General features: G+C 73.0%; 17 protein-coding genes. 10 read left to right on the top strand and 7 right to left on the bottom strand.

The features are described from left to right. The first annotated feature begins 19 nt into the window (after positions 1–19). On the top strand, positions 20–694 hold the full coding sequence (locus DSM104329_RS28315) for a Crp/Fnr family transcriptional regulator (RefSeq protein ID WP_259313226.1): 675 nt from the start codon (positions 20–22) through the stop codon (positions 692–694). A 17-nt stretch (positions 695–711) separates the two neighbouring features. Here DSM104329_RS28315 and DSM104329_RS28310 read toward each other — a convergent pair whose 3' ends face one another. Further along, on the bottom strand, positions 712–2,439 hold the full coding sequence (locus DSM104329_RS28310) for an NHL domain-containing protein (protein WP_259313225.1): 1,728 nt from the start codon (positions 2,437–2,439) through the stop codon (positions 712–714). A gap of 84 nt (positions 2,440–2,523) precedes the next feature. Here DSM104329_RS28310 and DSM104329_RS28305 point away from each other — a divergent pair, with 84 nt between their 5' ends. The 3 genes from DSM104329_RS28305 to DSM104329_RS28295 are packed head-to-tail and all read left to right on the top strand — an operon-like array spanning position 2,524 to position 5,942. Beyond that, entirely contained in the window at positions 2,524–4,221 is a 1,698-nt protein-coding gene (locus tag DSM104329_RS28305; protein ID WP_259313224.1) for a CHASE2 domain-containing protein, read from the top strand. Between the two features lie 9 nt (positions 4,222–4,230). Further along, a complete protein-coding gene (locus DSM104329_RS28300) occupies positions 4,231–5,094 on the top strand; it encodes an alpha/beta fold hydrolase (protein WP_259313223.1) in 864 nt (287 codons plus the stop codon). A gap of 5 nt (positions 5,095–5,099) precedes the next feature. Beyond that, positions 5,100–5,942 (top strand): helix-turn-helix domain-containing protein, encoded by an 843-nt coding sequence (locus tag DSM104329_RS28295; RefSeq protein ID WP_259313222.1) that lies wholly within the window; start codon positions 5,100–5,102, stop codon positions 5,940–5,942. A gap of 1 nt (position 5,943) precedes the next feature. Here the strand turns inward: DSM104329_RS28295 and nicT are convergent, their stop codons facing one another. From nicT to DSM104329_RS28280, 3 genes are all read right to left on the bottom strand, one after another. Beyond that, positions 5,944–7,035, bottom strand: a complete 1,092-nt coding sequence (gene nicT, locus DSM104329_RS28290) for a Nickel transporter NicT (protein WP_259313221.1) — start codon at positions 7,033–7,035, stop codon at positions 5,944–5,946. Positions 7,036–7,111: 76 nt separating this feature from the next. Continuing rightward, entirely contained in the window at positions 7,112–8,221 is a 1,110-nt protein-coding gene (locus tag DSM104329_RS28285; RefSeq protein ID WP_407655955.1) for an agmatinase family protein, read from the bottom strand. Positions 8,222–8,360: 139 nt separating this feature from the next. Then, positions 8,361–9,884: an APC family permease gene (locus DSM104329_RS28280; RefSeq protein WP_259313219.1), complete on the bottom strand. Its 1,524-nt coding sequence runs from the start codon at positions 9,882–9,884 to the stop codon at positions 8,361–8,363. A 168-nt stretch (positions 9,885–10,052) separates the two neighbouring features. Between DSM104329_RS28280 and DSM104329_RS28275 the strand changes: the two genes are divergently transcribed. After that, a complete protein-coding gene (locus DSM104329_RS28275; protein ID WP_259313218.1) occupies positions 10,053–10,904 on the top strand; it encodes a GntR family transcriptional regulator in 852 nt (283 codons plus the stop codon). A gap of 9 nt (positions 10,905–10,913) precedes the next feature. Here the strand turns inward: DSM104329_RS28275 and DSM104329_RS28270 are convergent, their stop codons facing one another. Then, positions 10,914–12,281 (bottom strand): NAD(P)/FAD-dependent oxidoreductase, encoded by a 1,368-nt coding sequence (locus DSM104329_RS28270; RefSeq protein WP_259313217.1) that lies wholly within the window; start codon positions 12,279–12,281, stop codon positions 10,914–10,916. Between the two features lie 18 nt (positions 12,282–12,299). On the opposite strand from DSM104329_RS28270, the gene DSM104329_RS28265 reads away from it, so the two are divergent. Further along, on the top strand, positions 12,300–12,734 hold the full coding sequence (locus DSM104329_RS28265) for a helix-turn-helix domain-containing protein (protein ID WP_259313216.1): 435 nt from the start codon (positions 12,300–12,302) through the stop codon (positions 12,732–12,734). Positions 12,735–12,777: 43 nt separating this feature from the next. Further along, entirely contained in the window at positions 12,778–13,209 is a 432-nt protein-coding gene (locus tag DSM104329_RS28260) for a VOC family protein (RefSeq protein WP_259313215.1), read from the top strand. On the opposite strand, the gene DSM104329_RS28255 is transcribed toward DSM104329_RS28260, so the two are convergent. Beyond that, positions 13,206–14,087 carry a 5'-3' exonuclease gene (locus DSM104329_RS28255; protein ID WP_259313214.1) on the bottom strand — a complete coding sequence of 294 codons (882 nt, stop codon included), beginning with the start codon at positions 14,085–14,087 and terminating at the stop codon, positions 13,206–13,208. The genes DSM104329_RS28260 and DSM104329_RS28255 overlap by 4 nt on opposite strands. 27 nt (positions 14,088–14,114) lie before the next feature. Between DSM104329_RS28255 and DSM104329_RS28250 the strand changes: the two genes are divergently transcribed. Further along, entirely contained in the window at positions 14,115–14,570 is a 456-nt protein-coding gene (locus tag DSM104329_RS28250) for a MaoC family dehydratase (RefSeq protein ID WP_259313213.1), read from the top strand. Positions 14,571–14,587: 17 nt separating this feature from the next. Here the strand turns inward: DSM104329_RS28250 and DSM104329_RS28245 are convergent, their stop codons facing one another. Then, positions 14,588–15,820 carry a SpoIID/LytB domain-containing protein gene (locus DSM104329_RS28245; RefSeq protein WP_259313212.1) on the bottom strand — a complete coding sequence of 411 codons (1,233 nt, stop codon included), beginning with the start codon at positions 15,818–15,820 and terminating at the stop codon, positions 14,588–14,590. Between the two features lie 143 nt (positions 15,821–15,963). Between DSM104329_RS28245 and DSM104329_RS28240 the strand changes: the two genes are divergently transcribed. Together DSM104329_RS28240 and DSM104329_RS28235 are read left to right on the top strand one after the other, a co-directional pair. Beyond that, positions 15,964–17,613: an acetolactate synthase large subunit gene (locus DSM104329_RS28240; protein WP_259313211.1), complete on the top strand. Its 1,650-nt coding sequence runs from the start codon at positions 15,964–15,966 to the stop codon at positions 17,611–17,613. A 2-nt stretch (positions 17,614–17,615) separates the two neighbouring features. Then, positions 17,616–19,088: an NAD-dependent succinate-semialdehyde dehydrogenase gene (locus tag DSM104329_RS28235; RefSeq protein WP_259313210.1), complete on the top strand. Its 1,473-nt coding sequence runs from the start codon at positions 17,616–17,618 to the stop codon at positions 19,086–19,088. The last annotated feature ends 3 nt before the right edge of the window (positions 19,089–19,091 follow it).

The following is a 19,091-nucleotide window of genomic DNA, read 5'->3' as shown; positions in this document are numbered from 1 at the left end:
CGGTAGGTTCGATCGAGCGATGGCGGGTGGCGAGTTCGCGTGGCTGCTGGAGGAGGCGCCCCGAGAGGTCGGCGAGCTGCTGCAGCGCGCGCGCCGGCGCCGCTTCGCGGCGGGCGAGGTCGTCTTCCACGCCGGCGACCCGGCCGACACGATGCACCTGGTCCGCTCCGGCCGCTTCGCCGTGCGGATCGTCACCGAGTTCGGCGACGTCGCGACGCTCAACGTGGTCGGGCCGGGCTCGGCGTTCGGCGAGCTCGCGCTGCTCACGCCCGGCGCGCCGCGCAGCGCGACGGTCGCGGCGCTCGAGGACGGCGAGACGCTGTCGATCCACGAGATCGAGTTCAAGCGCCTGCGCGCGCAGCGGCCGGAGACCGACTCGCTGCTGATCGGCGTGCTCGCCGCTCGGGTGCGCCAGCTCTCGGAGGAGCTCGTCGAGGCGCTCTACCTGCCGGCCGACACACGCGTGAGGCGCCGGCTGCTCGACGCGGTCGCGGCGTACGGCCCGGTCGAGGCGGGCGCGGTCGTCCCGCTCACCCAGGAGGAGCTCGCGTCGATGGCGGGCACGTCGCGCGCGACGGTCAACCGCGTCCTGCGCGAGGAGCAGGACCACGGTTCGGTCGAGCTGGGGCGGGGCCGGACGACGCTGGTCGACCCGGCGGCGCTCGAGCACCGGGCGCGCGGGCTGTTCACGTAGCGAGCCGCCCACCGCGCTCAGCGCACGCGGGCGCGGGCGAGGTAGCGCCGGCCGGCGCGCACGAGCACGCTGCGGTGCTTGACGAAGTCGCGGACGGACACGATGCCCTCGGTCACGACGAACTTCGTGCCGGCGGGGCGGATGGGCGGGCACTGGTCCTGGATCGTCCACTGGGTGCCGCGCACGATCGCCGAGCCGTAGCGGCCCTTCGTCCGGATCCGTCCGCGGGCGTGCACGCGGACCCGCCGCCGCGGAGAGCCCTTGCGCGCCGCCCTTGCCGTCGCGCTGCGCAGGAGGTGGACACGGGTCGCGGCGCGCCTCGGACAGCCGGTGAGCCTGGCGCTCAGCGACAGCAGGCCCGGACGCTGGTTGCGGTCCAGGACGTCGGGCTGGAGGAGCAGGAACCGGCCGCCGGAGGCGATGGCGCTCGCCGCGCGGCCCTGCTTCGTGGTGATGAAGAACACCGCGACGGCGCCCTTCGTCGCGTCGAGCTCGGAGCCGAGCCCGACGTTCTCCGCCCCGGTCAGCGCGACGAAGCCGCGATGGCCGGCCAGTCGCACCCGCACCTTGCCGGCGACCGGCGCGACGACCGCGTTGGCCCCGATGGTCGGCGGCGCGACGCCGGGCGGCGGCTGCTCGGCGGGCTGGGGCAGCGTCGCGGGCACCCCGGAGTCGGGCTGCGGGGCGACGGTCGTGATCGCGCGGATGCGGTGGTTGGCGGTGTCGGCGACGAGCAGGCGTCCCGTGCCCTGCGCGACCGCGCGCGGGCCGGCGAGCCGGGCCGCGGAGGCGGGGCCGCCGTCGCCGGAGAAGCCCGCGGCGCCCGTTCCCGCGATCGTGCGGATGGTGCCGTCGGCCGCGATGGCGCGGACGCGGTCGTTGGCCGTGTCCGCGACGACGAGCGAGCCGTCGGCGCGCACGGCGATCCCCTGGGGCGCGTCGAGCTGAGCGGCGGTCGCGGGGCCGCCGTCGCCGGCGAAGCCCGCGGTGCCGGTCCCGGCGATCGTGGAGATGTTGCCCGCCGTGTCGACGCGGCGGATGCGGTCGTTGCCGGTGTCGGCGATCAGGAAGCCTCCGCCCGCCAGCGGCGCGACGCGCGCCGGCGCGTTGAGCGCGACGCGCGTCGCCGGCGCGCCGTCGCCGTTGAACGCCGCCGGGCCGGTCCCCGCGACGGTCGTGATGACGCCGTCGCTCACCCGGCGGATGCGGTTGTTGCCGGTGTCGGCGATGAGGATGGAGCCGTCCGGCAGCGCCGCGACGCCCTGCGGGGCGTTGAGCAGCGCCTCGGTGGCCGCGCCCCGGTCGCCGGAGAAGCCGGCCGTCCCGGTGCCGGCCACGTTCGTCACGGTGCCGGCCGCGCTGACCAGGCGCACGAGGTTGTTGCCGGTATCGGCGATGAGGAAGCCCCCGTCGGAGAGGGCGGCCACGCCGCGCGGAGCGTTGAGGGTCAGCTCCGCGGACGGGCCCGGCACCGTGGCGATCGCGCCGGCCGCGGACACCCGGCGGATGCGGTCGTTCGCCGTGTCCGCGATGAAGAAGTCGCCGTCGGCCTGTGGGGACACGTCCGACGGCGTGTTGAGCAGCGCGGTCGTCGCCGGGCCGCCGTCGCCGCCGAACCCGGCGGTCCCCGTCCCAGCGCCCGTGTCGATGCGATCAACCGCCTGCCCGTGCGAAGTGGACACCGCAAGGGCCACGACGGCGAACAGCGCGACGAGGAGTGAGAGCGAGAGCTGTCTGCGCGTCATGGCGGTGGCGATCGTCCCTTGCCCGGGCCAGCGCGACTGTCGCAGAGTTGGCACTCGCTGTGTCATATCCGCGACACTCGGCTCATGCTCGCGGGCAGCAGGGTGGCGCGTGCGGTGGTCGTCGGCGTGCTCGCCGCGGCGATCGCGGGCGGCATCTGGGCGGCGGGGTGGCTGGAGCGGCCCGAGTCGAACCTCGTCGACGCGCGCTTCAAGGTGCGCGGCGACCAGGGCAGTCCGCCGGAGGTCGTCGTCGTCGGCATCGACGAGAACGCCTTCGCGCACCTCGGCCAGTGGCCGTTCCCGCGCCGGTTCCATGCCCGGGTCATCCGGAACCTGCTCGCCGCAGGCGCCGCCAAGGTGGTCTATGACGTGCAGTTCTCCGAGCCGTCGGGGTCGCGCCGCAGCGATCAGGCGCTGCTCGACGCGGCGCAGGATCCGCGCGTGATCCTCGGCACCGCCGACATCGTTCGGGCCGGTCCCGGCCGGCCGGCCGCGCCCGACATCCTGGCCGGGGTCGACCGGGACCGGGTCGGCTACGCGAACCTCCCGCTGAGCTCGGGCGGCGTGATGCGCACGTTCACGGGATCGAAGGACGGCGTGCCCAGCCTGGCCTCGCTCGGCGCGGGGGGTGACCCCGAACAGGGCGAGCGGGAGATCGACTTCGCCGGGGGCATCGGGACCGTTACCACGATCCCGTTTCACCGGGTGTTCTTCGATCGCTTCTCCGAGCGCAGGGTCAAGGACAGGATCGTCGTCGTCGGCGCCACGGCACCCACGCTGCAGGACGTCCACACGACGCCGCTGGGGAGCATGTCCGGCCCGGAGATCAACGCCAACGCCATCCAGACGATCCTCGACGGCTACCCGCTGCAGGACACCGGCGTCGCCGTCGGCATCCTGCTCCTCCTCGCCGCCGCCTTCGCCGCGCCGCTCGCCACGCTCCCCAAGCGCCCGCTCGGCCCGCTCGCCCGCGCGCTGATCGCTGGTGCGGCGGGGTTCGCGATGCTCCTCGCCGGCGCGCAGCTCGCCTTCGACGGCGGCTGGATCGTCCCGCTGGCGGCGCCGCTGCTCGCGCTGGTCCTCGGGACGCTCGGCGCCGTCGCGGCCACCTACGCGACCGAGGTCCGCGCGCGCCACCGGGTCCGCGCCGCCTTCGCCCGCTTCGTCCCGCCCGCCGTGGTCGACGAGATCGTGGAGCGCGACGGCATCCCGCCCAGGCGCGTCGAGGCGACCGTCATGTTCTGCGACCTGCGCGGCTTCACCGCGCTGGCCGAGGGCCTGCAGCCCGACCAGGTCATCGAGGTGCTCAACCGCTACCTGGGCCTGGTCTCTGGCGCGGTGTTCGACCACGGCGGGACGGTCGTCTCCTACCAGGGCGACGGCGTCATGTCGGTCTTCGGCGCCCCGATCGAGCAGCCCGACCACGCGGCGCGAGCGCTTGCCGCCGCGCGCCAGATCGCGCGGGACGGGCTGCCGCGGTTCAACCGCTGGCTGCACGACCGGGGCCTGACCGACCGCACGCTCGACGTCGGCATCGGCGTCAACACCGGCGCCGTCATGTCGGGCAGCGTCGGGTCGGAGCGGCGGCTGGAGTACGCCGCGGTCGGGGACGCGACGAACGTCGCCGCGCGCCTGCAGGCGCTCAGCCGCGACGCGCCCGAGCGGATCTTCGTCGCCTCGACCACGGTGGATCAGGCCGGCGGTCCGGCGGACGGGCTGCGCCGCTTCGGCGAGATCGAGCTGCGCGGCCGCAGCGAGCCGGTGGTCGTCTACGCCGCCTAAGCTCCGCCCATGCGCGTCTCCAACGACGGGGTCACCCTGAACGTGCAGGACGACGGGCCGCAGGACGGCCCCCCCGTGGTCTTCCTGCACGGCGTGTCGGGCAGCCGCCACGCGTACGCCTGGCTGCCCCCGGAGATCCTCCTCGGCCGGCGCGTCCTGCGCGTCGACCAGCGCGGGCACGGGGACTCCGCCAAGACGCCGGGCGCCTACGGGATCGAGGACTACACCGGCGACGCCGTCGCCATCCTGCGCGCGGTCGGCCGCCCCGCCGTCCTGGTCGGGCACTCGCTCGGCGGCTGCGTCGCGTGGACCGTGGCCCAGCGCCATCCCGAGCTCGTCACGGCGGTGTTCCTCGAGGACCCGCCGCTGTTCTACAGCGAGGCGGCCGAGTTCGAGACGAGCGCCGCGCGTCAGGCGTTCCCGGTCCTGCGCGACCGGACGATCCAGTGGCAGGCCGAGGGCGCGAGCGCGGAGACCATGAGCGAGCGCATCGGCGAGCAGTGGTTCGGCCGGGACCACACGCTGCGCCTGCGCGAGGTGCTCACCGACGACGCGCTGCAGGCCATGGGCCGCGCCTACCACGACCTGGATCCCGCCGTCCTCCAGGGAGCCGCGGACAACTCCACGCTCGAGGGCATCGACCTCACGGCGCCCGTCGAGGCGCCCGTGCTCCTGCTCGCCGCCGACGAGTCGCAGGGCGGCGTGTTCGCGGCCCGCCACGCCGAGCGCCTGCACGCCACGCACCGCGGCATCGAGGTCGTCGCGCTCGACGGCTGCGGGCACAGCATCGGCGGCGCGCGCCGCTTCCGCCGAGCCTACCTCGAGCAGCTCACGCGCTTCCTGGACGAGCACGCCCCGGTCGCGCCAGGCTGAGCGCCATGCGGCGGCCGCACGTGATCCACGGCGACCCGGACGGCGACTTCTTCTTCGCGGTCGCCGCCCCCGACCCGCGGCTGCGCGGCCTCGTCGTCCGCTACGGCGACTACCACGAACGGACCGTCGAGCCGCTGCGCAGGCTCGAGGTCCCGCGGGGCGAGATCCCGGTCATCGTCGACTTCGGCGACGGGTGGCTCGTCGGGCAGGGCGAGATGCCGCTCACCCGTCTCGGCTCGTTCGCCGGCGGGCTGCACGACGGCCCTGCGGTCGCCGAGCACGCCGGCCGCGCCCGCTGCATGCAGATCGACCTCCATCCGCTCGGCGCCCGGATGCTCCTCGGCGTCCCGCCCGGCGAGCTCGCTCACCAGGTCATCGCGCTCGACGACCTCCTCGGCCCCGATGCGCAGCGCCTCGAGGACGTCCTCGACGCTGCGGGGGCCTCGCCGGCCCGCTTCGACCTGCTCGACCGCATCCTCCTGCGCCGCGTCGCCGGCGCGACGGCGCTGCGACCCGACGTCGCCTACGCCCATCGCCGCCTCACCGAGACCGCCGGCGCCATGCCCATCGAGCGCCTCAGGCGCGAGCTGGGCTGCAGCCGCCGCCACCTCAGCGCGCGCTTCCGGGAGGAGATCGGCCTGACCCCGAAGGCGTTCGCCCGGATCCTGCGCTTCCAGCGCACCGTCGGCCTCCTCGACGGCGGCAGCGACCTCGCCGACGTCGCGCTCGCGTGCGGCTTCGCCGACCAGCCGCACTTCACCCGCGAGTTCCGCGCGCTCGCCGGTAGGACGCCGACCGAGTTCCTCGCCGCCCGCCTCGCGCAGGGCGCCGGCTACGCCGCCGCGTGACTCAGTTCCGGGGTGGCGGCCGGGTCGTCCCCGCGCCGGCCTCCGGGAGCGCCCACCGCTCTTCGATCCGCCCGACCCGCCACACCAGGATCGCGGCGGCCCACGTCACCACGAACAGCCCCGCGACGACGTAGCCGACCGAGTTGAGGTCGGCGCCCGTGGCGAGGTCCCAGATGCTGCCCGACAGTCCGAGGCGGTCGGCCAGCACCGCGGCGATCTCGATCGAGCCGATCACGAGCGCGACCATGACGGAGAGTCCGGTGACGGTGAGGTTGTAGTAGACCTTGCGGACCGGGTTGGAGAATGCCCACCCGTACGCGAAGTTCATGAACGAGCCGTCGATCGTGTCCAGGAGGGACATCCCGGCGGCGAACAGGACCGGCAGGCAGAGCACGGCGTACCACGGGAGTCCCGCCCCGGCGGCGCCGCCGGCGAGGAACAGCAGCGCGATCTCGGTGGCCGTGTCGAACCCGAGCCCGAACAGGAGGCCGAGCGGGTACATCTGCCACGGCCGGGTGATCGTCCGCGTCACCCGGGAGAAGAGGCGTGCGGAGACGCCTCCGCACGCCAGCCGCGCGGCGAGCTCCTCGCCCGTGCAGCGGCCTCGCCGGCTCGCCCGGACGGCCCGCACGATCCCGACCAGGACGGCGAGGTTGATCGCGGCGATCACGAGCAGGAACGTCCCGGAGACCGACGGGCCGATCACGCCCGTGATCTGGTGCAGCGCCGAGCTGTCGTCGGCGACGGGCCCCACCACGGCGCGCACGCCGATGCTGAACAGGAACGCCAGGACGAACACGACGGTCGAGTGGCCGAGCGAGAAGAAGAACCCGACGCTCAGCGGCCGCTGGCCGTCGGCCATCAGCTTGCGGGTGGTGTTGTCGATCGCCGCGATGTGATCGGCGTCGAAGGCGTGGCGCAGGCCGAGGGCGTACGCGGTCAGGCCCACGCCCGCCGTGAAGACGCCGGCCGTCCCCATGTCGAGGTGCGCGGGGACGACCACGGCGAACAGCAGCCCGAAGCCGACGACGTGCAGGCCGACGACGACGGCGGCCATGGCCGCGACCCGGGTCCACTCGGCCCGGCTGAGCATGTGGCGGATCCGGCTGGCGCGGGACGCCAGCCGGAGTGCGAGAGCAGTCACGAGACGTCGATCGAGCAGACCGCGATCAGGAGACGTTGATCCGCTCGCGCTCGGGCTCGTCCTTGCGGCGCGATCCCAGGTAGCCCTCTTCGACGAGGGTGCCGAGCACGTCCATGATCGCGCGGCAGCCGAGCTGGGCGGTCATGTCCGACACGTCGTACGGCGGGGCGATCTCCACGACCTCCATGCCGCAGATCCCCTCGCGCGCGACCATGCGCAGCGCCTTCAGGGCCTCGCGCGGCAGCAGGCCGCCCGGCTCGGGCGAGCCGGTGCCGGGGACGAACCCGGCGTCGATGGAGTCGATGTCGAACGAGAGGAAGACCGCGTCGGCGTCCTTCCACGCGCACTCGAGCGCGACCTCCACGGCCTTCTCGATGCCGAGCTCCTCGACGTCGGAGATCGTGATCACGGTCGACTGGCGGTCGCGGGCCACCTTCATGCCGGGGCGCGAGCCGTACCAGCCGCCGATGCCCATCTGGACGAGGTTGCTGGCCGGAGCGTTCGGGATGTCGGTGGCATGGAACCACGGCGTCGTGTGCATCCGCTCGTCCATGTCGCGTTCCTGGATGTCGATGTGGCGGTCGAGGTGGATGATCCCGATGCGACCGTCGATGTGCGGGGCGAGCGCGCGCACGTCGGGGTAGCCGATCGAGTGGTCGCCGCCGATGACGACGGGGAAGACGCCCTGCTCGTGGACGAAGGAGACGGCTCGATCGATCTGGTCGAACGACTTCTCGATGTTCGACGGGATGACGAAGATGTCGCCGGCGTCGCAGAGGTTGAGCTCCTCGTAGAGGTCGACGGCCATGTCGGCGTTGTAGGAGTCGTAGAGCGCGGAGATGCGGCGGACGGCCTGGGGGCCGAACCGGCAGCCGGCGCGGTACGTCGTGCCCATGTCGAACGGCGCGCCGATGATCGCGACGTCGTACTTGCCGACGTCGCGGATGTTCTCGCAGTAGGGCGCCTTCAGGAACGTGTTGATGCCCGCGAACGCCGGCTGCTGGCCGCGCGAGAACGTCGAGATCGTGCGGTCGTTGACCGACGGGGCCGCGGCGAGCCCGAGATCGAGCCCGCGCTCGAGCTGCTCGCGTTCCCGGCGGTCCTTGATGTCGGCGAGGCGCTTGAGCGCTTGCATTCCTCGCAGCGACTCCCGATCGATCCCGCTCGGCTTCGGGCCGCCGTGGCGGTGGCCCTTGCCGTTGCCGTGGTGGTGGAACATGCCCATGGTGGGTCCTCCTTCGGACTCGTGGGGTCGCTGAGCGCCGGCGCCGCGGTCACGCGGGCTGGCGGTCGTCTTCTGAGGTGGAGACGGGCACGGGCGGCGCCGTGGCGGGGGCCATCGCCGGGTCCTCGCCCATCGTGGCGGCGCCCTCCTGGAACCTCCGGTCGGGGCGGCGCGCGAGGAAGTACATGAGGCCGACGATGCCGAAGGCGCTCATCCCGATCACGAACGCCCAGTTCTGCCACCACGGCAGGTCGCCGTAGCGGGGCCACGCGATGTTGATCGTCTCGAACACGAGCCAGGCCGCGGCCGCGATGTTGATGGCGTAGCCGAGGCGCCCTCGGACCGAGAAGGGCCCGCTGACGTCGAGCCAGCGGCCGCGGAACCGCAGGTAGAGCGCCGCCGCGACCGGCGCGAGGAACCCGACGTAGTACGCGCCCGTCGCGAACGCCACGAGCACGCTCAGCACGTTGGCGTACGCGAACGCGATCGACGCGAGACCGGCCACCAGCAGGGTCGCGTAGACCGGCGAGCGGTTCCAGTGCGCGACCTTCCGCCAGAGCCGCGCCAGCGGGAACATGCCGTCGCGGGAGTAGGAGAAGACGACGCGGACGGTCGCGCCCTGCACGGCGATCCCGCACGCGATGAACGACGTCACGACCACGATGAGGAACGGCGTCTCAGCCCAGCTCCCGAGCCCGGCGACGACCGCCGCCGACACCGGATCGCTCTGCTCGCCGGAGACCATCGCCCCCAGGTCGGGGTTGCCGAGCACGAGTGCGAAGGCCGCGATCAGGTCGACGAGGCCGACGCACAGGATCGACATGACGATCGCCTTGGGGACCTGCCGGGCGGCGTCGCGGGTCTCCTCGGCGACGCTGCCGCACGCATCGAAGCCGAGCAGGACCCATCCGGCGATCGCGACGGCCGCGATGAAGGCCGGGAAGTAGTCGCCGCCGCCGGCCACGCCGCCCGTGTCGGTGAGCACGCTGATCGGCTGCTGGCGCGCGAACAGGATGAGCGCGATGCCGATGCCGACGCTGGCGACCGCCTCGCAGGCGATACCGATGTTCACGGTGTAGCGCAGGAGGCCGAGGCCGACGACGTTGACCGCCGTCGTGATGCACATCATCGCCAGCGCCAGCATGATCGACTGCCCCGTGGTGGGGGCATCGATGCCGACGAGCTGGCCGAGGAACCCACCGCCGCCGTAGGCGACCGTCGACAGCGTAAGGATGAGCGCCCAGATGTAGAACCACCCGGCCCACCAGCCGTAGCGCGGGCCGACGAGCCGGCGCGACCACTGGTAGATGCCGCCGGCGATGGGCCACCGTGCGGCGAGCTGCGCGTACACGAGCGCGACGAGGAGCTGGCCGACGATGACGACCGGGATGCTCCAGACCCACGCGGGCCCCGCGGTCGAGGCCCCGAGGGCGACCACCGTGTACAGCCCGACGATCGGCGAGATGAAGGCGAAGCCGATCGCCCAGTTGGTCCACAGCCGCAGCACGCGCGGCAGCTCCTGCTTGTAGCCGAACTCCTCGAGCTGTTGCTCGTCGGCGATCGGTTGCGCCATCGACCCCGTCCCCTCTCCTGGGCACCTGTCAGTACAGGCAGACAGGCGAGTGGTATCGCCGTGGAATGCCGCATGTCAAGGGCAAATTTCTGCCCTCGCCGCCGCCGGTGCGCCATCCGGCGGTCGCTTGTCCTAACCGGTGCCCGCGATCTGTTCTATTCTCGCCCCATGCCGATCTCCCGGCCGCCAGCGGGATCCGAGCGGATCGGGGCGAGCCTTGATCGCACCAGCTTCGTGCCGCTGTACTACCAGCTGCAAGAGGTCCTCAAGGAGCAGATCGAGTCCGGGATCTGGTCGCCGGGAGAGTCGCTTCCGTCCGAGCCCGAGCTGGCCCGCCGCTTCGGCGTGAGCCGCGTGGTGGTACGTCAGGCGCTCGCGATCCTTGAGGACGACCGCCAGATCGTGCGCATCAAGGGCCGCGGGACGTTCGTGGCCGAGCCGAAGCTCGATGCGCGCGCGGGCGGCCTGTCGCGGCTGCTCGTCCGCCCGCGCGCCGGCCACGTCACCATCCAGGTGCTCGACCTGCGGGTCGCCGGGGTGGAGGACTCCATCCGAGCGGAGCTCGCGGCCGGCGCCGGCGAGGAGATCGTGCGCCTCACGACCCTGCTGTCGCTGCGCGGCGTTCCCCTCAGCATCAGCTACTCGTTCTTCCGGCGCTCGGACGCCGGCTGGCTCGAGCGCGTCGCCCATCCGGGTCGCAACCTGCCGGGGGATCTCGTGCTCGCCGACCAGGGGATCGAGCTCGCCCATGCCCGCATCGCGGTCGAGACGAGCCAGTGCGGGCAGTTCGAGGCCGATCGCTTCGGCATCCCGCACCGCTCGCCGGTGTTCCTGGCCGTGTGCACCGAGTTCTGTCGCGCCGCATCCGGGTCCACGCGCCCGATCGAGGTGGCCCGGGTCGAGTACCGGGGCGACCTCCTGCGCTTCCGGCTGGAGCTCTCGCCGTCGTCCGCGGACGGAATGCAGGCCGTGTGGGAGTTGACGGAGCCCGAGGCCGTCAGCCGGCCGGGCGCGGGCTGAGCGCCTGCCTCAGCGTCCCGGCGTCCACCGCGCCACGAGCTTCGCCCGCCGCGCCGGGCGCTGCGTCGCGTCCTCGTCGCGGTCCGCGCTCGCCAGCACCGCGGCGACCCCGCGCGCCCCGAGCATCCGCAGCGGCTCCGGCTCCCACGGCGGGCTCGCGTGGCCGACCCACGGCAGCGCGGTCAGCGGCGTCCGCTCGCCCCGGATGAGGTCGGCCAGGGTGCGCCCGCAGACGTTCGCCGCGACGATGCCGTGGCCGCTCAGCCCGCCCGCCCACGCGAGCCCCGCCGCGCGATCGCAGCCGATGGACATCGACCAGTCGCGCGGGATCGCCAGCGGCCCGCCCCAGCGATGCGTGATCGCCGCGCCCGCCGCCGCGGGAAACCAGCGCCGCAGCGCCTCCTCGATGCGCGCGAGAACCGCGGGGCGCACCTCGTCGGCGACCCGGATGCGGCTGCCCGGCCGGTACGGCGCGCCGCGCCCGCCCATCGCGATCCGGCCGTCGACCGTGCGCTGCCCGTAGGCGAAGAGGTGGCGCTGGTCGGCGACGGGCTCGCAGCCCGCCCACCCGATCCGCGCCCACACGTCGCCCGGCAGCGGCTCCGTGGCGAGCATGTGGCTGAACACCGGCAGGTACGCCCGCCGCCGCCCGGGCAGGCGCACCGTGTAGGACTCGGTCGCCCGGACCACCATCTCCGCCCGAACGGTCCCGCCGGGGCACACGACCCGCCGGCCCTCGACGAGCCGCGCCGGGCTGCCCTCGTGCAGCGTCACGCCGCGCCGCACGCACGCGGCGGCGAGCCCGCGCACGAGCCGCCCCGGGTGCACCCGAGCGCAGTGCGGCGTGAACGCGCCGCCGAGCACGCCGGGGATCCGCACGCGCTCGCCCACCTCGCGCGCGCTGAGCATCCACATGTCGCCCTCGCCGAGCCCCCGCGCGCGCCGCCCGTCGATCCCCGCGTGCAGCCGCTCGAGCTGCGGGCGGCTCGTCGCGATGCGCAGCGAGCCGCTCTTGACCCACCCGCAGTCGATGTCCTCCTCGGCGACGACCCGGCCCACCTCGTCGACCGCCTCGACCATCGCCCGCTCGGCGCGCACCACGCCGTCCATCCCGCCCCGCGGCGCGTACGCGCGCGCCTCGCCGGAGATGCCGGCCGAGACGAAGCCCGCGTTGCGCCCCGCCGCCCCGTAGCCCGCATGCTGCGCCTCGACCACCACGACCCGCAGCGACGGGTCGGCGCGCACGAGGCTGTACGCGGTCCACAGGCCGATGAACCCGGCGCCCACCACGGCGACGTCGCACATGACGTCGCCCGAGACCGCGGGCCGCGGGACCACCGGCTCGGCCAGGGTGTCCATCCAGAGGCTGTGGGCCACGAGCGCAATACTGATGCCATGGCGTTCGTCCCGCCCGCCCGCCATCTGCTCCGCGCCCGGGACGTCGCCGACTCGCGCTACCTGGACCCGCTCACGGTCGACGACCTCGCGGCTGCCGCGGGCCTCTCGCGCGCGCACTTCAGCCGCGAGTTCCGCCGCGCGTTCGGCGTGTCGCCCCACGGATACCTGCTCACCCGCCGCCTCGAGCGCGCCGCGGCCCTGCTGCGTACGACCGACCGCTCCGTGGCGGACGTCTGCTTCTCGGTGGGCCTGCAGAGCGTCGGCTCGTTCACCTCGAGCTTCACCCGCACGTTCGGCGTGTCGCCGACGGCGTACCGCGCGCAGCATCCGCCGGCGTCCCGGTACGCGCTCGTGCCGACCTGCGTCGTGCGCTTCTACGGCCGCCCGCAACACCGCACATCTGGAGAAGACAGCGCGGCGCCCTCGGTCTAGCGTCCCCGGCGACCCATCCACCCCCTCACACCGGAGGCCCACGATGATCAGGATCGCCACCGCCCAGCTCTGGGTGCACGACCAGGACGAGGCGCTCGCCTTCTACACGCAGAAGCTCGGCTTCGAGGTTCGCGTCGACGTCACGATGCCCGAGATGGGCAACTTCCGCTGGGTCACGGTCGGCCCGGCCGGCCAGCCGGACATCGACATCGTCCTCATGGCCATCCCCGGCGCGCCGATGATCGACGAGCAGACGGGTCGTCAGATCCGCGACCTCATGGCCAAGGGCCTGGCGGGCACGGTCTTCCTGACCACGGAGGACTGCCGGGCCTCCTACGAGGAGCTGCGCGCCCGCGGCGTCGAGTTCACCGAGGCGCCCGAGGAGCGCCCCTACGGCATCGACTCGGGCTTCCGCGACCCGTCGGGCAACAGCCTGCGCCTCACCCAGATCGTCGGCGACCTCGCCGCGCTCTAGGACTCCTGGGCGGCTCCGCCATCGGCCTTGCCCTCGAGGCGCTCGGCCAGGCGGTTCATCCCCCGCTCGCGGGCGGCGGCAGCGGCCGCCGCCCAGCGGGTGGGCTCGTCGGGCGGGCGCTCCACCGGCACGTGGACGAGCGTCGCGATCTCCTTGAACGCGCGCAGCTCCTCGGCCTGGTCGCGCAGCGCCGCCTGCACCCGCGGGCGCTCGCGCACCGCGTTGGCCATCGCGCCCTCGAGCGTGCCGTAGTTGAGCAGCAGCTCCTTGGCCGTCTTCTCGCCGATCCCCCTGCCGCCGGGGATCGAGTCCGACGGGTCGCCGCGCAGCGCGATGAAGTCGGGCACGAGCTCCGGCCCGATGCCGTAGCGCTTGCGCACGCCACGCTCGTCGACGAGCTCCGGGCCCGTCCTGCCGCCGCCCGGCCACAGCACGGCGACGCGATCGTTCACGCACTGGAACATGTCGCGGTCGCCGGTGAACAGCAGCGCGCGGCCGCCCGCCTCGACCTCGACCGTCGCCAGCGAGCCGAGCAGGTCGTCGGCCTCCAGCGTGTCGTGCACGAGCGAGTGCCAGCCGAACGCGCCGAAGAACGCGCCCGCCCACTCGAGCTGGCGCGCGAGGTCCTCGGGCACCTCGGGCCGGTCGGCGTGGTACTCGGGCAGCAGCTCGACGCGGTAGACCGCGGCCTCCGCGCCCCAGCACAGCACGACCGCGCGCGGCTCGTGCTGCTCGACGGCCTGCAGGATCAGGTTCGCCATGCCGAGCAGGGCGTTGACGGGGTGGCCGTCGGAGTCGGTGATCGAATCGGGCAGCGCGAAGAACGCGCGGTAGATCAGCGACGGCCCGTCGACCGCGAGCAGAGGAGCGTCGGCCATGCGCGGCAGCATGGCAGGATGGCCGGCATGATCACCCTCAGCGGAATCGACGACATCAAGGCACGGGTCGGCCAGGAGCTCGGCGTCAGCGACTGGGTCGAGGTGACCCAGGACGACATCGACAAGTTCGCCGACGCGACGGGTGACCACCAGTGGATCCACGTCGACGTCGAGCGGGCGAAGGACACGCCGTTCGGGGGGACGATCGCCCACGGCTTCTACACGCTGTCGCTCGTGCCGCGCCTGTCCTACGAGCTCTACACGATCGAGAACGTCGCGTTCGCGCTGAACTACGGGGCCAACCGCGTCCGCTTCCCGTCGCCGCTGAAGGTCGGCTCGAAGGTCCGCATGCGCTGCACCGTTGCGAACGTCGAGGACGTCCCGGGCGGCATCCAGCTCACGACGACCTGCACGTTCGAGACCGAGGGCGGCGACAAGCCGGTCTGCGTCGCCGAGACGCTGACGCGCGTCTTCAGCGGCTGACCCGGCGACGCGCGTCTTCAGCGGCTGACGCCGGCCTTCGACCCGCCGGACGACGGCGGGTCGGGGCCGGGCAGAGGCGCCGTCGCGGGGTCCTGAGAGGGCTGCGGTCCCACGTCGGCGCTGGGCGCGTTGAACGTCATCCACGTGTCGCGCAGCCCGAAGCGCGCCTTCAGCGTCGCGCCCGTGACGGTGGTGCGCCCGCCGGTCCCGATCACGACCGCCTTGACCACTCGCGGCGATACGCCCCGCTTGGTCACCTTGACACCGACGAACGAGCCCTTGACGAGTCCGCCGAGCTTGCCCGCGGCCTGGGCCTTCGACAGCCGGATCGGCCCCCAGCGGTGGTACGGCGAGCCGTCGTCGTACGGGTCGTCGACGCCGACGAGGTAGGGCTGGGGCGGCGAGCCCGGCCAGGCGTTCTCGATGTTCTCCGTGCGCCCGCCCGACGTGGAGAAGTAGAAGGTCGTGATCGGGTCGCCCTGATAGGTGACGACCTCGCCCGCCGTCGAGTTGACCGCCCGGTTGGTGTTCGGGTTCTCGCCGGTGACGCCCCGGTAGACCTGCGAGCGGGTGTCGGGGTAGAGGTCCCAGCCGCGCGACTCCGTCTTGCGCGTCGTGAGCGCGTACCCGCGGCTGGCCACCGCCTGGGACTCGAGCGCCTCCATCGGCCACGACGGGATCGCCTCGTTGGCGATCACGCCGGCGACGTACTGCTCGAGGCCGACCGCGTTGACGGCGAGGACCTCGCCCATGGCGCCGGGCCGGAACTCGAGCCAGCCGCGATAGGCGCCGTCGCGCACGCCGTTGCCGGCGGTGCCGAGCAGCTTGACCGGATCGTCCGCGCCGTTCGTGGCGCGCAGCGGCGCGTCGAAGGTCGCGAGCACGCGGCCGTCCGCGTCGAGGAGGTCGACGCGGCCGCCCGACGCCGCCCGCGCACCGTACGTCCTGCCCGGGTCGAGCTTCTTCGTCCCCGCGTTCGTCGCGCCGGTGAACGTCGCGGTCTGCGGCGACTGCAGCAGCACGCGCACCACGGTGTCCGTGTCGGCGTGGCCGATCTCCGTGCCGGTGAAGTAGTGGGTGAGGATCTGCTCGTGGGTCCACCCGTGCTCGGCGAACCCGGCGGCGCCGTACTGGCTCATCCCGACGCCGTGGCCGAAGCCGGCGCCGCGGATGGTGAACGCCGACGCCGCCCCGGTGGAAGCGGTGGTCAGCAGGCCGGCAAGGGCAAGGGCGGAGGCGATCCGTCGCATCACCGACCACGAACTCCGACACGGGTTTGGAGTTGCGGTCCAGGGCTGGGGGTGCCGACCGCCGCCCTGGCGCTCTCAGGGTGCGCTGCTGCAGCCTCCGGCGGGGAGGCGGGCCCCCGTGCGCGTACTCTAAGGTCAGGCGGGTGAGCAAGCGGCGCGCCTCGGACCTGTTCGTCGAGTGCCTCGAGGCGGAGGGTGTTCGTCATGTGTTCGGCATCCCGGGCGAGGAGACGCTGGATCTCAACGAGTCGCTCGCCGACTCGTCGATCGAGTTCATCCCTGTTCGACACGAGCAGGGCGGGGCCTACATGGCCGACATGGCCGGCCGGCTCACCGGCCGCGCCGGGGTCTGCCTCGGCACGCTCGGCCCCGGGGCGCTGAACCTCGTCACCGCCGTCGCGGACGCCTACCTCGACCGCGCGCCGCTCGTGGCGCTCACCGGGCAGGGCGACCTCGAGCGCATGCACAAGGAGTCGCATCAGTACATCGACCTCGTCGAGGTGATGCGGCCCATCACGAAGTGGAACGCGCGGCTCATGGCGCCCGAGATCATCCCGGAGGTCGTGCGCAAGGCGTTCAAGGTCGCCGAGTCCGAGAAGCCCGGCGCGACGCACCTCGAGCTGCCCGAGGACGTCATGGCGGAGGAGGTCGACGCCACGCCGCTGCCCCGCCGGCGTCCCGTGCTGCCGGAGCCGGGCGCGCGCGAGCTGCTGAAGGCGGCCGACGTCATCCGCTCGGCGCTGAACCCGGTCGTGCTGGCGGGCAACGGCGTCGTGCGCGCGGGCGCCGCGCCCGCGCTGCGCGAGTTCGCCCGGGCGACCGGCATCCCCGTCGCCGAGACGTTCATGGGCAAGGGCGTCCTCGACTACACCGACCCGCGCGCGCTGGGTACCGTCGGGCTGCAGTCGCGCGACTACGCGATGGCCGGCTTCGAGGACGCCGACGTGGTGATCGCGGTCGGCTACGACCTCGTCGAGCACTCGCCCAAGCACTGGAACCCGAGCGGCGACAAGCGCATCGTGGTCATCGACTCCGACCAGGCCGAGATCGACGAGTACTTCACCCCGGAGGTCGAGCTGGTCGGCGACATCTACCACGTGCTCAGCCGCCTGGCCATGGACTGCCGCCACGCGCGCTCCGATCCCGTCCGGGCCGAGTCGGTCCGCCTGCGCGAGGTCGTGCTCGGCCGCTTCGAGGCGGCGCAGACCGACGACGCGTTCCCGATGCAGCCGCCGCGCGTGCTCTGGGAGCTGCGCCAGGCGCTCGGGCGCCAGGACATCCTCGTGTCCGACGTCGGCCTGCACAAGCTGTGGATCGGCCGGATGTTCCCGGCGCATGAGCCGAACACGGTGATGATCGCCAACGGGCTGGCCGGCATGGGCTTCGCGATCCCGTGCGCCATCGCGGCCAAGCTCGTGCATCCCGAGCGCAACGTCGTCACGGTCAGCGGCGACGGCGGCGCGCTCATGAACTTCCAGGAGCTCGAGACGGCGACGCGCCTGCGCACGGCAGTCGTGAACGTCATCTGGGAGAACCGGCAGTACGGCTCGATCGTGTGGAAGCAGGACAAGAAGTTCGGGCGCCACTTCGGCACGGACTTCACGAACCCGGACTTCGTGCGGCTGGCCGAGTCCTTCGGCCTGCCCGCGTGGCGCTGTGAGTCGACCGAGGACTTCGGTCGCCATCTCCGCCACGCCTTGACGCTTGACGTGCCTTCGATGATCGTCGTGCCGATCGACTACTCGATCGACGTGGCGATCGAGGAACTGGGAACCGAAACGGTGGTGACGTGACAATGGCGGCGACGGAGACGACGTCCGAGCAGACGGTGCTCGACTCGGTGCGCAAGCAGCTGTTCATCGGCGGCAGGTGGGTCGACGCGACCGGGGGCGAGACGCTGCCCGTCGAGGACCCGGCGACGGGCGCGACGCTGTGCGAGATCGCCGACGCGAAGGTCGAGGACGCGAAGGCCGCGCTCGCGGCGGCCGACGAGGCGTTCAAGACGTTCCGGGAGGTCGCGCCGCGCGAGCGGTCCGACATCCTGCGTCGCGCCTACGACCTGATCACCGAGCGCACCGACGAGCTCGCGCTGCTGATGACGCTCGAGATGGGCAAGCCGGTCGCCGAGTCCAAGGGCGAGATCGCCTACGCCGCGAACTTCTTCCGCTGGTACGCCGAGGAGGCGGTGCGCATCAACGGCCGCTTCACGGTCAACGAGACCGGCGCCGGCCGGGTGCTGACGATGCAGCAGCCGATCGGGCCGTGCCTGTTCATCACGCCCTGGAACTTCCCCCTGGCGATGGGCACCCGCAAGATCGGCCCGGCGATCGCCGCCGGATGCTCGATGGTCGTCAAGCCGGCCAAGCAGACGCCGCTGTCGATGCTGGCGCTCGCGGGGATCCTCGAGCAGGCCGGCCTGCCGGGCGGCGTGCTCAACGTGGTGACGTCGAAGTCGTCGGGCACGATCATGGAACCGCTGATCCGCGACCCGCGCACGCGCAAGCTGTCGTTCACGGGCTCGACCGAGGTCGGCCGCAAGCTGATCGAGCAGTCCGCCGAGCAGGTGCTGAAGGTCTCGATGGAGCTCGGCGGCAACGCGCCGCTGCTGGTCTTCGAGGACGCCGACCTCGACAAGGCGGTCGAGGGGGCGCTCCTGGCGAAGATGCGCAACGGCGGCGAGGCCTGTACGAGCGCGAACCGCATCTACGTCCACGAGTCGGTCGCCCAGGAGTTCTCCGAGCGCCTCGCCGCGCAGATCGGCGGGCTGAAGGTCGGCCGCGGCACCGAGGACGGCGTGAAGGTCGGGCCGCTCATCGACGAGGCGCAGCGCTCGAAGGTGGCCGAGCTCGTCGAAGATGCGGTGGGCAAGGGCGCCCGCGCCGTCGTCGGCGGCAACCGGGTCGACGGCCCCGGCTACTTCTACGCGCCGACGGTGCTGGCGGACCTGCCCGACGATGCGATGATCCTGCGCGAGGAGATCTTCGGGCCCGTCGCGCCGGTGATCACGTTCCGCTCCGACGACGAGGCGATCGCCCGCGCCAACGACACCGAGTACGGGCTCGTCGCGTACGTCTTCACGCAGGATCTCAACCGCGCGTTCCGGGTGTGCGAGGCGCTGGACACCGGCATGATCGGCCTCAACCAGGGCATGGTGTCCAACGCGGGCGCGCCGTTCGGCGGCGTCAAGCAGTCCGGGTTCGGCCGCGAGGGCGGCCCCGAGGGCATCGACGAGTACCTGGAGACGAAGTACATCGCCATGAACGTCTGACGC

It is taken from the genome of Capillimicrobium parvum, from assembly GCF_021172045.1.
GTDB lineage: Bacteria > Actinomycetota > Thermoleophilia > Solirubrobacterales > Solirubrobacteraceae > Capillimicrobium > Capillimicrobium parvum.
The sequence above is the reverse complement of the archived record's forward strand: the minus strand, read 5'-3'. Positions and strand labels throughout refer to the sequence as shown.

Bases quoted from the DNA above. Each gene is read 5' to 3' on its own strand.
- nicT (WP_259313221.1), bottom strand. From the start codon at position 7,035: ATGCTCAGCCGGGCCGAGTGGACCCGGGTCGCGGCCATGGCCGCCGTC.
- DSM104329_RS28245 (WP_259313212.1), bottom strand. From the start codon at position 15,820: ATGCGACGGATCGCCTCCGCCCTTGCCCTTGCCGGCCTGCTGACCACC.
- DSM104329_RS28295 (WP_259313222.1), top strand. From the start codon at position 5,100: ATGCGGCGGCCGCACGTGATCCACGGCGACCCGGACGGCGACTTCTTC.
- DSM104329_RS28275 (WP_259313218.1), top strand. From the start codon at position 10,053: ATGCCGATCTCCCGGCCGCCAGCGGGATCCGAGCGGATCGGGGCGAGC.
- DSM104329_RS28285 (WP_407655955.1), bottom strand. From the start codon at position 8,221: ATGCAAGCGCTCAAGCGCCTCGCCGACATCAAGGACCGCCGGGAACGC.
- DSM104329_RS28300 (WP_259313223.1), top strand. From the start codon at position 4,231: ATGCGCGTCTCCAACGACGGGGTCACCCTGAACGTGCAGGACGACGGG.
- DSM104329_RS28280 (WP_259313219.1), bottom strand. From the start codon at position 9,884: ATGGCGCAACCGATCGCCGACGAGCAACAGCTCGAGGAGTTCGGCTAC.
- DSM104329_RS28235 (WP_259313210.1), top strand. From the start codon at position 17,616: ATGGCGGCGACGGAGACGACGTCCGAGCAGACGGTGCTCGACTCGGTG.
- DSM104329_RS28260 (WP_259313215.1), top strand. From the start codon at position 12,778: ATGATCAGGATCGCCACCGCCCAGCTCTGGGTGCACGACCAGGACGAG.
- DSM104329_RS28310 (WP_259313225.1), bottom strand. From the start codon at position 2,439: ATGACGCGCAGACAGCTCTCGCTCTCACTCCTCGTCGCGCTGTTCGCC.
- DSM104329_RS28250 (WP_259313213.1), top strand. From the start codon at position 14,115: ATGATCACCCTCAGCGGAATCGACGACATCAAGGCACGGGTCGGCCAG.
- DSM104329_RS28315 (WP_259313226.1), top strand. From the start codon at position 20: ATGGCGGGTGGCGAGTTCGCGTGGCTGCTGGAGGAGGCGCCCCGAGAG.
- DSM104329_RS28305 (WP_259313224.1), top strand. From the start codon at position 2,524: ATGCTCGCGGGCAGCAGGGTGGCGCGTGCGGTGGTCGTCGGCGTGCTC.
- DSM104329_RS28265 (WP_259313216.1), top strand. From the start codon at position 12,300: ATGGCGTTCGTCCCGCCCGCCCGCCATCTGCTCCGCGCCCGGGACGTC.
- DSM104329_RS28255 (WP_259313214.1), bottom strand. From the start codon at position 14,087: ATGGCCGACGCTCCTCTGCTCGCGGTCGACGGGCCGTCGCTGATCTAC.